This is a genomic window from Brevundimonas sp. (assembly GCF_016742135.1).
Taxonomy (GTDB): domain Bacteria; phylum Pseudomonadota; class Alphaproteobacteria; order Caulobacterales; family Caulobacteraceae; genus Brevundimonas.
This window is the reverse complement of sequence record NZ_JACVCG010000002.1, coordinates 316,855-330,636: the sequence shown is the minus strand read 5'-3', so window position 1 is coordinate 330,636 and position 13,782 is coordinate 316,855. Positions and strand designations below refer to the sequence as shown.

General features: G+C 66.8%; 16 protein-coding genes. All 16 read right to left on the bottom strand.

What is annotated here, in order from left to right; translation table 11 throughout:
- Window positions 1-50 precede the first annotated feature (50 nt).
- Window positions 51-2,183 carry a sodium-translocating pyrophosphatase gene (locus tag IBJ06_RS05210; protein WP_292157920.1) on the bottom strand — a complete coding sequence of 711 codons (2,133 nt, stop codon included), beginning with the start codon at window positions 2,181-2,183 and terminating at the stop codon, window positions 51-53.
- 172 nt (window positions 2,184-2,355) lie between these two features.
- On the bottom strand, window positions 2,356-2,781 hold the full coding sequence (locus IBJ06_RS05205) for a hypothetical protein (protein ID WP_292157918.1): 426 nt from the start codon (window positions 2,779-2,781) through the stop codon (window positions 2,356-2,358).
- A gap of 45 nt (window positions 2,782-2,826) precedes the next feature.
- Entirely contained in the window at window positions 2,827-3,816 is a 990-nt protein-coding gene (gene thiL, locus IBJ06_RS05200; RefSeq protein WP_292157916.1) for a thiamine-phosphate kinase, read from the bottom strand.
- Entirely contained in the window at window positions 3,816-4,337 is a 522-nt protein-coding gene (gene nusB, locus IBJ06_RS05195) for a transcription antitermination factor NusB (RefSeq protein ID WP_292157914.1), read from the bottom strand. Before nusB ends, thiL begins: the two co-directional genes overlap by 1 nt.
- Complete coding sequence (gene ribH, locus IBJ06_RS05190) at window positions 4,334-4,795, bottom strand: 6,7-dimethyl-8-ribityllumazine synthase (protein WP_292157913.1); 462 nt, start codon at window positions 4,793-4,795, stop codon at window positions 4,334-4,336. The genes nusB and ribH overlap by 4 nt, the downstream gene beginning before the upstream one ends.
- Entirely contained in the window at window positions 4,792-5,925 is a 1,134-nt protein-coding gene (gene ribB / locus IBJ06_RS05185) for a 3,4-dihydroxy-2-butanone-4-phosphate synthase (RefSeq protein WP_292157912.1), read from the bottom strand. The genes ribH and ribB overlap by 4 nt, the downstream gene beginning before the upstream one ends.
- Window positions 5,922-6,512 (bottom strand): riboflavin synthase, encoded by a 591-nt coding sequence (locus IBJ06_RS05180; protein WP_292157911.1) that lies wholly within the window; start codon window positions 6,510-6,512, stop codon window positions 5,922-5,924. Before IBJ06_RS05180 ends, ribB begins: the two co-directional genes overlap by 4 nt.
- Window positions 6,513-7,145 (bottom strand): bifunctional diaminohydroxyphosphoribosylaminopyrimidine deaminase/5-amino-6-(5-phosphoribosylamino)uracil reductase RibD, encoded by a 633-nt coding sequence (ribD, locus tag IBJ06_RS05175; protein WP_292157908.1) that lies wholly within the window; start codon window positions 7,143-7,145, stop codon window positions 6,513-6,515.
- On the bottom strand, window positions 7,142-7,627 hold the full coding sequence (gene nrdR, locus IBJ06_RS05170) for a transcriptional regulator NrdR (protein WP_292157906.1): 486 nt from the start codon (window positions 7,625-7,627) through the stop codon (window positions 7,142-7,144). The genes ribD and nrdR overlap by 4 nt, the downstream gene beginning before the upstream one ends.
- Before the next feature lie 7 nt (window positions 7,628-7,634).
- Window positions 7,635-8,918 carry a serine hydroxymethyltransferase gene (gene glyA, locus IBJ06_RS05165; RefSeq protein WP_292157903.1) on the bottom strand — a complete coding sequence of 428 codons (1,284 nt, stop codon included), beginning with the start codon at window positions 8,916-8,918 and terminating at the stop codon, window positions 7,635-7,637.
- A 66-nt stretch (window positions 8,919-8,984) separates the two neighbouring features.
- The gene (locus IBJ06_RS05160) at window positions 8,985-9,143 is read right to left on the bottom strand and encodes a hypothetical protein (protein WP_292157901.1); all 159 of its coding nucleotides are present in this window, start codon (window positions 9,141-9,143) and stop codon (window positions 8,985-8,987) included.
- A 22-nt stretch (window positions 9,144-9,165) separates the two neighbouring features.
- Window positions 9,166-10,392 (bottom strand): 5-aminolevulinate synthase, encoded by a 1,227-nt coding sequence (gene hemA / locus IBJ06_RS05155; protein WP_292157900.1) that lies wholly within the window; start codon window positions 10,390-10,392, stop codon window positions 9,166-9,168.
- A gap of 129 nt (window positions 10,393-10,521) precedes the next feature.
- Window positions 10,522-11,421, bottom strand: coding sequence for a 3-hydroxyisobutyrate dehydrogenase (mmsB, locus tag IBJ06_RS05150; protein ID WP_292158520.1), 900 nt, complete (start codon window positions 11,419-11,421; stop codon window positions 10,522-10,524).
- Window positions 11,422-11,500: 79 nt separating this feature from the next.
- Entirely contained in the window at window positions 11,501-12,295 is a 795-nt protein-coding gene (locus IBJ06_RS05145) for a hypothetical protein (RefSeq protein WP_292157897.1), read from the bottom strand.
- 31 nt (window positions 12,296-12,326) lie between these two features.
- Window positions 12,327-13,388, bottom strand: a complete 1,062-nt coding sequence (locus IBJ06_RS05140) for an enoyl-CoA hydratase/isomerase family protein (protein WP_292157896.1) — start codon at window positions 13,386-13,388, stop codon at window positions 12,327-12,329.
- Window positions 13,385-13,747 (bottom strand): hypothetical protein, encoded by a 363-nt coding sequence (locus IBJ06_RS05135; protein WP_292157894.1) that lies wholly within the window; start codon window positions 13,745-13,747, stop codon window positions 13,385-13,387. The genes IBJ06_RS05140 and IBJ06_RS05135 overlap by 4 nt, the downstream gene beginning before the upstream one ends.
- Window positions 13,748-13,782 lie beyond the last annotated feature (35 nt).

Genomic DNA, 13,782 nt, shown 5'->3' with positions numbered 1-13,782 from the left:
GGTCCCCCTCCCCATTCACCAGGCGGCGAACAGGGAGGAGACCCGGTCGATCAGCCGATGTTCCCGCTGGCCAGCACCGCCAGCAGCAGCAGGGCGACGATGTTGGTGATCTTGATCATCGGGTTCACCGCGGGACCGGCCGTGTCCTTGTAGGGATCGCCGACCGTATCGCCCGTCACAGCGGCCTTGTGGGCTTCAGAGCCCTTGCCGCCATGATGACCTTCCTCGATCAGCTTCTTGGCATTGTCCCAGGCCCCGCCGCCCGAGGTCATGGAAATGGCCACGAACAGGCCCGTGACGATCACCCCCATCAGCATGGCGCCCACCGCGGCGAAGGCCGCGGCCTTGTCCGGCTGGATCAGCATGACGGCGACGAACAGCACGATGGGCGACAGCACCGGCAGCAGGCTCGGCACGATCATCTCCTTGATCGCCGAACGGGTCAGGATGTCGACCGCCTTGCCGTATTCCGGCTTGACCTCATAGGTCATGATGCCCGGGTTCTCGCGGAACTGGCGGCGCACCTCGGCGACGACCGATTCGGCCGCGCGACCCACCGCCATCATGGACATGCCACCGAACAGGAAGGGCAACAGCCCCCCGAACAGCAGGCCGACCACGACGTAGGGGTTGCTGAGGTCGAACGCGACCGGGCCCATGTCGGCAAAGAACGGATAGTCCGCCGGATTGGCCGAGAAGTAGCGCAGATCCTCGGTATAGGCGGCGAACAGCACCAGCGCGCCCAGACCGGCCGAGCCGATGGCATAGCCCTTGGTCACGGCCTTGGTGGTATTGCCGACGGCGTCCAGCGCGTCCGTCGAAGTCCGCACATCGGCCGGCAGTCCCGCCATCTCGGCGATGCCCCCGGCGTTGTCGGTGACCGGACCAAAGGCGTCCAGCGCCACGATCATGCCCGCCACACCCAGCATGGTGGTGGTGGCGATGGCGATGCCGAACAGGCCTGCCAGCTGATAGGTGGCGACGATGCCGATGATGATCACCAGGGCCGGCAGAGCTGTCGCCTCCAGCGAGACAGCCAGACCCTGGATGACGTTGGTGCCGTGGCCCGATGCCGAAGCCTTGGCTACCGACTTCACCGGACGGAAGCCCGTGCCGGTATAGTATTCGGTGATGACCACGATGGCCGCCGTCACGGCCAGACCGACCATGCCGCACCAGAACAGGCTCATGGCCTCGAAGGAGTTGCCGTTGGCCGTCTCGATCAGCGGCGGGGCCATGCGGGTCACGATGAACCACAGGGCCGCGGCCGACAGGACGCCCGTCACGATCAGCCCCTGATACAGGGCTCCCATGATGTTGTTCGACTTGCCCAGACGCACGAAGAAGGTGCCGAGGATCGAGGTCACGATACAGACGCCGCAGATGGCCAGCGGCAGCAGCATCATCACATCGACATAGGGCTGGTCGCGGAAGAAGATCGCCGCCAGCACCATGGTGGCCACCGTGGTCACCGCATAGGTCTCGAACAGGTCGGCCGCCATGCCGGCGCAGTCGCCGACGTTGTCGCCCACATTGTCGGCGATCGTCGCGGCGTTCCGGGGGTCGTCCTCGGGGATGCCGGCCTCGACCTTGCCGACCATGTCACCGCCGACGTCCGCGCCCTTGGTGAAGATGCCGCCGCCCAGTCGGGCGAAGATCGAGATCAGCGAGGCACCGAAGCCCAGCGCCACCAGACCGTCGATCACCTCGCGGCCCGTCCGTTCCAGCCCCAGCATTTCGGTCAGCACGGCATAATAGCCCGCCACACCGATCAGCGCGCCGCCCGCCACGAACAGGCCGGTGATGGCGCCCGAGCGGAACGCCAGGTCCAGGCCCTTCGAAAGGCTCTCGGACGCCGCCTGGGCCGTCCGCACATTGGCGCGCACCGAGATCAGCATCCCGGCATAGCCGGCGGCGCCCGACAGCACGGCGCCGATCGCGAATCCGATGGCGGCCCATTCGCCGATCAGGACATAGGCGGCGATCAGGATAACGATCCCGACCAGGCCGATGGTGGTGTACTGGCGCTTCAGATAGGCCGAGGCCCCTTCCTGGATCGCCGCGGCGATCTCGCGCATCTTGTCGTTACCGGTTGAGGCCTTCATCAGCGCAGCGGTCTGGACAAGCCCGTAGAGGACTCCCAGCGCGCCTGCGGCGATGACCAGCCACAGATAGTTTGTCATGGCGTTTCCATACCCTGTTCATGCAAGGCGCCCGGACCCTTGGCGCGGCGGGCTTTTCGCCTCTGTCCGCCTTCCGGTCCCCCCGTGCGCGATGGACGCGACGCTGCGTCCTTCGGGAATTGCGGCGGAAACGTGCCAAATGCCCGGGCGAAGCGCAACAGCAGAACGGTGGTCAGGCGGTGGGAATTCCTGTCCGTCGACGCGGCGCCTGATGCAGCACCTCGACCCGGCTGATCTTGCCCTGCCCGGCGATGCGCGCCGCCGAGGCCATCAGACTGCGGGACAGGGCCACCGCGTCCAGTTGGGACCAGTCACGGGCCAGGGTGAAGGGCGTCCGGTGGGCCGCCTTGACCAGGGCGTCGCGGAAATGGGCATCCTTGGCCCGCACCGCTTCCATCGAGGCCGATCCCGACAGATGCAGGCGGATACTGACGAACACATAGTTCCGCACCCGCCCGTCTGCGATCACCGGCAGGCCGACCCCCTGCAGATTGACGACGGCGGCGGCGGGCTTTTCATCCCCCGCGGCCAGCGCCGGTCCGGCGACGCCGATGCCCAGTCCGGCACCCATCAGGGAGAGAAGATGTCTGCGATCCATACCCCCGCATAGCCGACACGGGTTAGAATTCCGTTGCCGGACCGGTCAGCGGTGAACCCAGCCCGCCCGGTCGATCGGCACGGCCTCGCCCTGGTAGCGGACATGGACCCCTTCCCCCGCCGTCACCTCGCCGATCCGGGTCAGGCGCAGGTGCAGCCGCTCGGCCTCGCGCCGTAAAGCCCCCTCCACCCCGGGGCGGGCCGTAAAGGCGATTTCATAGTCATCGCCCCCCGTCGCCAGTTGGGACAGGGCGTCGACCGGATCGGCGCGGTCCTCGAACCAGGCCTGCCCTGCCAGCGACAGGGGCAGGCTCTCCAGGTGCAGCGTCAGACCGACCGCGCTGGCGCGCGCCAGATGGCCCAGGTCCGCGATCAGGCCGTCCGAAACGTCCAGCGCCGCGCTGGCATGCTCAAGTACCGCCGGCGCGAAGGCGGTGCGCGGCATGGGACGCCGATAATGTTCCACGAGTGCGCCCAGCCGCTCCGGTTCCAACCCCAGCAGGTTGCGCGCGGCCCGCAGACCCAGCCAGCCGTCACCCACCGTGCCCGTCACAAACACCGGGTCCCCGGGCTGGGCCCCGGCGCGACCGACGATACGGCCCTTTGCCGCCCAGCCCATCAGGGTGATCGAAAACGACGCCGGTCCCGGCGTCGACACCGTGTCTCCGCCCAGCAGGGCCACACCGAACATGTCCTGATCGCGGCCCAGTCCCTCGACGAAGGCCTGGCGTTCCGGCCAGCCGCACCGCTCCGACCAGTGACAGGCCAGCAGATAGCCGAACGGCTCGGCGCCCTTGGCCGCCAGATCCGACAGATTCACGCGCAGCAGCTTCTGGGCGACCGTATCCAGCGGGTCGGTCGCCAGAAAGTGCACGCCCTCCACCAGCGCATCCTTGGTGACCACCAGATCGTGGCCCCTGCGCGAGGGGATCAGGGCGACATCATCGGATAGCCCTCTGCCCCACTCAGGGTGAGCCAGCGGCGCAAGCAGTCTGCGGATGGTCTCGAACTCGTCGGCGACGTCGACCGCCGGCATCAGGACCGGGTGTCGCGCGCCACCCCGTCCAGGGCGGCATTGACGAACTTGGCCTCGGCATCGTCGAAGAAGGCCTTGGCCAGCTCGACATATTCATCGATGACGATTTCCAGCGCGACTTCGGGCTTCCGCATCAACTCCCACGCGCCCGAACGCAACAGGGCCCGCAGGGTGGCGTCCAGCCGCTCGATCTTCCAGTTGGACGCCAGACGCGCACGAATGGCCGCGTCAACGGCCTTCTGCTCGGTGACGACACCCCGCACCACATCGGCAAACCAGGCCTCATCGGCCTCGGCCAGCATCTGGCCCTCGATGTCGCCGTCGAAGCGGTGGCGCGAGAACTCCTCGATGACGGTCTCTACCCCCTCGCCGCCCAGCTCCATCTGATAGAGAGCCTGAACGGCGGCCAGGCGGGCGACGGTGCGCGCGCGCCTCTGGCGCGAGCTCAGGGTCGGGGCATCCCCGGGTTTCTGGGCTTCGAGAAGGTCCAGGACGGATTTGAGGCTGTTCGGTTCGGTCACGCGCCCAGTCCTACGCGCAACCGCTTCTTCAGGGCAATCATCTCCAGACAGGCGCGGGCGGCCCCGCCTCCCTTGTCGCCCTCGCTGCGTCGGGCCCGGGCCCAGGCCTGGTCCTCGTCCTCGGTCGTCAATATGCCGTTGCCGATCGACAGTCCCTTGATGCTCAGGTTCATCAGACCGGCCGCCGACTGGTCCGAGACGATCTCGAAATGATAGGTCTCGCCCCGGATGACACAGCCCAGGGCGACATAGCCGTCATAGCGGGGCGCGGTCGGATAGCGCCCGGCCTCCTCTGCGGCGGCGATGGCGCCCGGCACCTCAAGCGCGCCGGGCACGGTCACGACGTCATACTGGACCCCATGGGCTTTCAGCGCGTCGGTCGCACCGTCCAGTAGGGCATCGGCCAGCGCGTCATAGAACCGCGCCTCGACGATCAGAATACGATCGGGATCCTTCACGCCACCGGTTCTCCGTCCATGTCACGCCAGCCGACGATGCGCAGGCCATAGCCCTCCAGCGCCGTCGGATTGGGGCGGGTCGAGCTCATCACAATCATGTCGCGCACACCGAGATCCTTCAGGATCTGCGCGCCGACGCCATAGTTCCGGATCGACCGGTCGACCGCCTGCGGCCGCGGCGTGCCCATCAGTCGCTCGGCCAGCCCGTGCAGTTCCGGATCGCGCAGGAAGACGACGATGCCCGCTCCGGCATGCTCGCTGATCGTCTTCATCGACTTCGGCACATAGTCCTGACGTCCCTCGACATGGCCCAGCAGGTCGGCGGCGAAATCCACCTGATGCATGCGCACCAGGGTCGGCTTCGACGGATCGACCTTGCCGCTGACCAGGGCGACATGCTCCACGCCCTCGATCGTATTGCGATAAAGGACCATGCGGAACGGGCCGCCGTGGATGCTGTCGAAGTCCGTGTCCAGCACCCGCTCGACGAAGGTCTCCGTGCGCCGGCGATAGGCGATCAGGTCGGCAATCGTGCCGATCTTCAGTCCATGCAGCTGGGAAAAGGCCACCAGGTCCGGCATCCGCGCCATGGTGCCGTCGTCATTCATGATCTCGCAGATCACCCCGGCCGGTGTCAGGCCGGCCATGCGGCTGATGTCGACGGCCGCCTCGGTGTGGCCCGTGCGAACCAGCACGCCACCGTCCCGCGCCACCAGCGGAAAGACGTGGCCGGGGGATACCAGGTCCTCGGGCCCCCGGCTCGGGTCCACGGCAATCTGCACCGTTCGCGCGCGATCAGCGGCCGAAATGCCGGTCGTCACCCCTTCCTTCGCCTCAATCGAGACGGTGAAGGCCGTGCCCATGCTCTCGCGGTTCTCCGCAGCCATCGGCGGCAGGCGCAGCTGCCGCGCGCGATCAGCGGTGATCGCCAGACAGATCAGGCCGCGCGCGTGCTTGGCCATGAAGTTGATCTGGTCGGGCGTGGCGAACTGGGCGGGGATGATGACATCGCCCTCATTCTCCCGGTCCTCGGCGTCCACGAGGATATAGGGCCGCCCGTTGCGGGCGTCCTCGATGATGTCCTCGATGGGGCTGATCGGGGTGTCGGTTTGCCGGGCGGTTTGCATCATTGCGTCTCCTGCCATCTGGCAAGGTAACGCGCCAGCATGTCGATCTCCAGATTGACGGAATTTCCGACCTGAAGCCCGCCCAGCGTCGTGTGGTCCCAGGTATGGGGGATGATGTTCAGGCCAAAGGTCCGGCCCTCGACCGCATTGACTGTCAGCGACACCCCGTCGACCGTGATCGACCCCTTGGCGGCGATATAGCGATGCAGGGGCGCGGGCGCCTCGATCACCATCCGATGCGAGCCCCCCTCGGGCGTGATGGACACGACCGTGCCCAGCCCGTCGACGTGGCCCGAGACGATATGGCCGCCCAGCTCGTCCCCCAGCCGGGCCGCCCGTTCCAGATTGACGCGCGTACCCTCGGCCCAGTCGCCCAGAGTGGTCTTCGACAGGGTCTCGCCCGACACCTCGACGGCGAACCAGCCGGGGCCCTTCTCGGTCACCGTCAGACAGCAGCCCGCATGGCTGATCGAGGCGCCCAGATCGATCGTCGCCGTACCGAACGTCGTTTCGATCTCATAGCGATGATCGCGCGCGGTCGGCGTGATGCGCCGCACCCGCCCCACGTCCGTGACGATGCCGGTGAACATTCAGATCCTTTCAAGCCGCTCCCACAGATCGTCACCGACGACCTCAGCGGATATGCGCCGAAACTTGGGGGCATCCGCCAGCTTTGCAAGCGACAGGGCGGCGACGCACGGCCGCCCCTCGCTGCCCAGCAGGATCGGCGCGCGAAACCACTCCAGTCGGTCGACCAGGTTTTCGCGCAGGAAGGAGGCCGCCACCTCCCCGCCGCCTTCGATCAGCACCGAACGAACGCCGCGCGCATGGAGGATGTCGAGGGTCGCATGGAGGTTCGCGCGCCCGTCCACATCGACAACCTCTACGACTTTGGCCTGACCGATGGGGCGGGGTTCAACCGTCGTGACGATCAGGCTGTTGCCCTGTGCCACCTGCGCTGTCGAAGGGGTCCTGAGTCGGCTGTCGAGCACCACCCGCAGCGGCTGGGGACCCGTATGGTTCGGCAGCCGGACGGTCAGGGCCGGATCATCTGCCAGCACCGTGCCGACACCCACCAGAATGGCGTCATGCCGGGCTCTCAGCCGGTGGCCCTGTTCCCGCGCAGCCTCTCCCGTGATCCATTTTGACTCGCCCGATGCCAGGGCGATACGACCATCCAGCGAGGTGGCCAGCTTCAGCGTGACGGTCGGGCGGCCGCTCATTCCCGGGTGCCGTCGTCACCCGGCCTGTCGTCGTTGTAGCCCTCGTCGCCGAGGAAGCGGGCGAAGTCGCCCGTGTGCCGGAAGTCCTTGTAAACAGAGGCATATCGGACATAGGCCACGTCATCCATGCCCTTCAGCGCCTTCATGATGAAGTCGCCGACCACGCTGGACGGGATCTCGGTCTCGCCCAGGCTCTCCAGCTGGCGCACGATCCGGCTGACCATCTGCTCGATCTGTTCGGGCTGAACCGGCCGCTTGCGCAGGGCGATGCCCAGCGACCGCTCCAGCTTGTCCCGGTCGAAGGGCGTGCGCCGCCCGTTCCGCTTCAGGATCACCAGTTCCCGCAACTGCACCCGCTCGAAGGTGGTGAACCGCCCCTCGCACGACGGACACATCCGACGGCGCCGGATGGCCGCCCCGTCATCCGACGGGCGACTGTCCTTCACCTGGGTGTCCGCATGACCGCAGAAGGGACATTTCATCAGAGGGTTATCCGTAAATTGGGAAGCGACGCGTCAACGTGCGCACTTCGTCCGCCACCCGGCGCGAGACCTCGGGATCGGCCTCGTCGCCGCCCTTCATGCTGTCGATCACATCGGCGATCCAGTGGCCGATCTGCTGGAACTCGGCCACGCCAAAGCCCCGCGTCGTGCCGGCCGGGGTCCCCAGACGCACGCCCGAGGTCACGGTGAACGGCGCCGTGTCGAACGGCACGCCGTTCTTGTTGCAGGTCATCAGGGCGTGCTCCAGCGCCGCCTCGGTCGCCTTGCCCGTCACGCCCTTGGGACGCAGATCGACCAGCATCAGGTGGCTGTCGGTGCCGCCCGAAACGATGTGCGTGCCGCGCTCGACCAATACCGCAGCCAGCGCCCGGGCATTGTCGACGACCTGCTGCGCATAGGCCTTGAACTCCGGCTTCAGCGCCTCACCGAAGGCCACGGCCTTGGCCGCGATCACATGCTCCAGCGGCCCGCCCTGCAGGCCGGGGAAGACGGCCGAATTGATCTTCTTGCCCAGATCGACGTCGTTCGACAGCACCATGCCGCCGCGCGGGCCGCGCAGGGTCTTGTGCGTCGTGGTGGTCACCACATGGGCGTGCGGCAGCGGATCGGGATAGACGCCGCCGGCGATCAGACCCGCGTAGTGGGCCATGTCGACCATCAGATAGGCCCCCACGCTGTCGGCGATCTCGCGGAAACGTTTGAAGTCGATGTGCCGCGAATAGGCGCTGGCCCCCGCCAGGATCAGCTTCGGCTTCTCCCGCTCGGCCATCTCGGCAACATGATCATAATCAATCAGATGATCGTCTTCTTTCACCTTGTAGGTGACAGGCCGGAACCACTTGCCCGACTGGTTCGCCGGCGATCCGTGCGTCAGGTGTCCTCCGCAGGCCAGGTCCATGCCGAGGAAGGTGTCCCCCGGCGTCAGCAGGCTCATGAACACCGCCTGATTGGCCTGCGCGCCCGAGTGCGGCTGGACGTTGGCAAAGGCACAGCCGAACAGCGCCTTCGCCCGCTCGCGCGCCAGATTTTCGGTCACATCGACATATTCGCAGCCGCCGTAATAGCGCCGCCCCGGATAGCCCTCGGCGTATTTGTTGGTCAGGACCGACCCCTGCGCCTCCAGCACCGCCTTCGAGACGATGTTCTCGGACGCGATCAGCTCGATCTGCTCCTTCTGCCGGGCCAGCTCGCCCTGGATGCCGCCGAAGATATCCGGATCGGCCTCGGCCAGCGTGCGCGAGAAGAAGGCGTCATGGGTATGAGCAGTCACGGCGGTCCCCGAATTCAATGGTGAACCTATCTAGGCCCCGCGGGGAGAGACCACAACATCTTGTGGTCAGCGGGCCGCCAGCGCCCGTTTCAGCTTGGCGAGAGCGATGCGCTCCAGCCCGTGGCGCTCTGCGACGGGCCCGACGGCCGACACTTCGACCCCCGTCGCCACATGGACCGCCGAACACTTCAGCCAGGCGCCGTTGCGCACAAACTCGACGATCACCTCGCCGGGGGCAGACCGGTCGTCAGGCGACGGCAGGGAGGCGCGCCACGTTGCAGTGGGTCCACAGCTTGTCCATGGCGGTCACCAGCGCATCCATCATGCCGTCGTCGTGGTTCGGAGAAGGCGTGAAGCGCAGGCGCTCGGTACCCTTGGGCACCGTCGGATAGTTGATCGGCTGGACATAGATGCCGTGCTCTTCCAGCAGCATGTCCGAGATCATCTTGCAGTGGACGGGATTGCCGACATGCACGGGCACGATGTGGCTGACCGACGGCATGACCGGGATGCCCGCTGCGGCAAAGCGGTCCTTCAGCGCCTGGGCCCGCTCCTGGTGCGCCGCGCGCAGTTCGGGGTGGGCCTTCAGGTGGCGCACCGAGGCCAGCGCCCCGGCGGTCAGGGCCGGCGGCAGGCTGGTCGTGAAGATGAAGCCCGAGGCCCAGCTGCGGATCGCATCCACGATCACCGCGTCGGCCGCGATATAGCCGCCCATCACGCCAATAGCCTTGCCCAGGGTGCATTCGATGATGTCGATCTGGTCCAGCACGCCGTCGCGCTCGGCGATGCCGGCGCCGGTGTCGCCGTACAGGCCCACGGCATGGACCTCGTCCAGATAGGTCAGGGCACCATATTTGCGGGCCAGGGCAATCGTCCCGGCGAGGTCGGCGATGTCGCCGTCCATGGAATAGACGCTCTCGAAGGCGATCAGCTTGGGCGCATCGGCCGGCGCCGCTGCCAGCAGGGCCTCAAGGTGGTCCAGATCGTTGTGCTGATAGATGTGCCGCTCACAGCCACCATTGCGGATGCCCGCGATCATCGAGGCGTGGTTCAGCGAATCGGAAAAGATAATCAGCCCCGGCAGGATCCGCTGAAGCGTCGTCAGGGTCGCCTCATTGGCCACATAGCCCGAGGTGAACAGCAGGGCCGCTTCTTTGTGGTGCCAGGCGGCCAGTTCTGCCTCGAGGTCCACGGCGGAACGGGTGGTGCCCGAGATGTTGCGCGTGCCCCCGGCTCCGGCGCCCGTCGCCTCGACCTCGGCCTGCATGGCCTCGACCACCACAGGGTGCTGGCCCATGCCCAGATAGTCGTTCGAGCACCAGACCACGACGTCCCGCTCGGTGCCGTCCTCACGGCGCCAGACAGCGCGCGGGAACTCACCGCGAACGCGTTTCAGGTCGGCGAAGACACGATAGCGCCCCTCGGCCCGGACCTGGTCCACGGCGTTTCCAAAGGCGGCCTTATAGTCGAACAAGAGCGGCGGTCTTTCGCTGATGCGTTTCCAACGCCGTCCTTTTGCGCTTCCGGGGGCCGAAAGTCCATGTTCGCGGTGCGGCGAATTGGCCGCAACCCCCTAATTGATAACGGTTCTCAAACTCGCCGGTCAGCCCTTCGGCAGCTCGTCCAGCTTGCCGCGCAGCAGCTGCAGGATGGCCGAAAAGTCCCGCCCGCCGTAGCCGAGACCGTTGAACATCTGGAACAGGGCCTCGGTCTGGGCACCCAGTGGGGTCGAGGCCCCCGCCTTGGCCGCCGCGTCCTGGGCCAGCTTCAGATCCTTGAGCATCATGGCCGTGGCGAAACCGCCATCATAGTTGCGGTTGGACGGCGCGGTCGGCACCGGCCCGGGCCAGGGGTAGTAGGTCGTCACCGACCAGCTCTGGCCCGACGACTTGGCGACGATGTCGAACATCTTGACCGGGTCCAGTCCCAGCTTCTCGGCCAGGCCGATGGCCTCGCAGGTGCCCAGCATGGTGATGCCCAGGATCATATTGTTGCAGATCTTGGCCGCCTGCCCCGCCCCGTGATCCCCGGCGCGGAAGGTCGCCCGGCTCATGGGCTCGAGCGCCGGTTCAATCCGCGCAAAGTCGCCCTCGTCACAGCCGACCATGAAGGCCAGTGTCCCCGCATCCGCCGCCATGGTGCCGCCCGAGACGGGCGCATCGGCAAAGGCATAGCCCGCATCTTTCGCCAGACCCGCGACCTTGCGCGCCGTGTCGACGTCGATGGTCGAACAGTCCAGCAGCAGGGCGCTGGAGGGCGCGGCCCCGATGATCTGCTCCGAATAGACCTTCAGCACATGCGGCCCGGCGGGCAGCATGGTGATGACGATGTCGGCGTCCTTGACCGCCTCGACGACCGAGCCGGCGGCTTCACAGCCCGCCTCGACCGCGCGCGCCACCGCTACTTCGGACAGGTCGAACGCCCGGACCTTGCGGCCCGCCTTCGCCTGGTTGGCGGCCATGCCCCCGCCCATGTTTCCCAGTCCGATGAAGGCGATGGTCATGGTCATGTCGGCGTCTCCCTGTCGTCGCGTTTCTTGCGCGGAGGGTTAGCCGCTCAGGGCGGCCAAGGCCAGCGTGACCTTAACCCGGCTTGCGGAAGCGATAGACGAACTGGTCGGTCTGCCCCCGGATCGACTCGTCGAACACGCTGACGGTCCGGTAATCGTCGGGATTGGCCAGGGCCTGGCTGGCGCCCTCGAAGACAAAGCCCGCCGCCTCAACCTCGGCCCTCAGGAAGTCGCCCTCGATCCGGTGCAGGCTCTGGACCTCGCTGTTGCCCGTGCCGGCACGCCCCGAGTGATCGATAATCACATAAAGGCCGCCGGGCTTCAGCGCGTCATAGATGGCGCGGTTCATCCGGGCGACATCCACGCCAAAGGCGGGGATGTGGAAGTCATGATATTCTTGGCTCATGAACACCACGTCCAGCGGGGTGTCAAAACGCATCTCGTCCAGCAGGCCGACGACCGGCACCACATTGCCATAGGTCGCGGCCAGCGCATCGGCATAGGGCTTCTCCCGTTCGGCCGTCCGCGTCGGCACACAGGCATAGACCCGGCCCTGATCCCCGACGACGGGTGCGAACAGGCGGGTGTAATAGCCTTCCTCGGGCCGGATGTCGGCCACGTGATCGCCCGGTCTGATTCCGGTAAACGTCAGCACCTGCATCGGCATGCGCAGGGCATCGCGGGCGCGGTCTTCCTCCGGGCGGCGGGGATCCGACAGGGCCATGGCGACGCGCGTGTCGGCGCGGGCCGTTGCGGGCGAGGTCGGGGTGATGATGGTCTGTCCGCCGCCGTCGCTGGCGATGATGATGCAGCCCGAGGCGGCAAACGCCGCAGCCATCGCGATCGTGGTTCTGAGAAGGGTGCGCATGGTCAATACTCCCGGCCGGTTCGGTTCAGGCTTACGCCAGTTGCGGCAGGGGCGTCCATTCCTCATCGGCCGCAAGCGGCGCAAACAGGGCGTCCAGCGTCTCATCGGTCACGCCCTCGATGGCGGCCGGCGACCACTTCGGGGCGTTGTCCTTGTCGACGATCACCGCCCGCACCCCTTCCTGGAAGTCGTGCGTGCGCACGACCCGGCCGCCCAGCCGGTATTCCATGGCCATGTTGTCGGCAAAGCTGTCCAGCGTCGCCCCGGTGCGCAGCTGGCGCAGCGAGACCTTCATCGACTGGGGGGACTTGGTCTTCAGGATCGCCAGCTGGGCGCCGGCCCAGTCCGAACCGTCGGCCTCCAGCGCCGCGAAAATCTCCTCCAGGGTGTCAAAGCCGAACAGCCGGTCGATGGCCGGCAGGTGCGGCTCGACCGGTGCCTCTCCGGCATCGGTCTCCAGACCATCGGCGACATCGGCGGGATGGGCCGGATCGGCCGCCAGGATGGCGCGGAACGCTTCCAGGGCATCGGTGGGCAGATAGTGGGTGTGGATCCCCAGAAACACCGTGTCCGCCGCCTTCAGCCGCGCCCCGGTCAGCGCCAGCCAGGTGCCGACAAAGCCCGGCAGCCGCGGCAGGAACCAGCCCCCGCCCACATCGGGGAACAGGCCGATGCCCGTCTCCGGCATGGCATAGGTCGTCCGCTCGGTCGCGATCCGCACCTCGGCGGGCTCGGAAATGCCGACACCGCCGCCCATGACGATCCCGTCCACCAGCGCCGTCACCGGCTTGGGGTATTCGAACAGCAGGTGATTCAGCCGGTATTCGGCGTGGAAAAAAGCCTTGGCCTCCGACGCATCCCCTGCCCCGCTTTCGGCGATCATGCGGATGTCGCCCCCGGCGCAGAATCCGCGCTCGCCCGCATGGTCGATAAGCACGGATTTCACCGCCGGATCGTCCTTCCACGCCAGCAGCGCCTCCGTCATGGCGTCGCACATGCCCTTGTTCAGCGCATGGATGGCCTTGGGCCGGTTCAGCGTGATCCGGCCCAGACCGGACTGGATGCGGGAGAGGATTTCAGGTTCGTCGGTCATACTTTCGCTTTCTCTGCATCGGCGACCCACAGATAGCTCGTCGCTGCGGCGGCGAGCGTGATCCAGAGGGCGACCGGAAACAGCCACGTCGGAGGATAGGCATAGGGCTCAGCGATCGATGTGGATGGCCACAACCCCGCCAAAAGCAAGGCGATGGGAATTGGCACACTGGTCAGAAGCACGAATCCGAACCTGTTCAGTCTGAGAAGCCGCGACAGCCAGAAGCTCAGCGCGATCACCACGACGCCAAACCCGCCGATTTGCGTCGCCCAGACGAGCAGCTCCAACGGCGTTCGCGTGGCCCAAAGGTGGTTCATGTCCGCGTCCAGACCTCGCCGGGTCTGGTCGACCAGATACATCGAAGCCACGGTCAGGCTTCCCGAGACCGCCCATG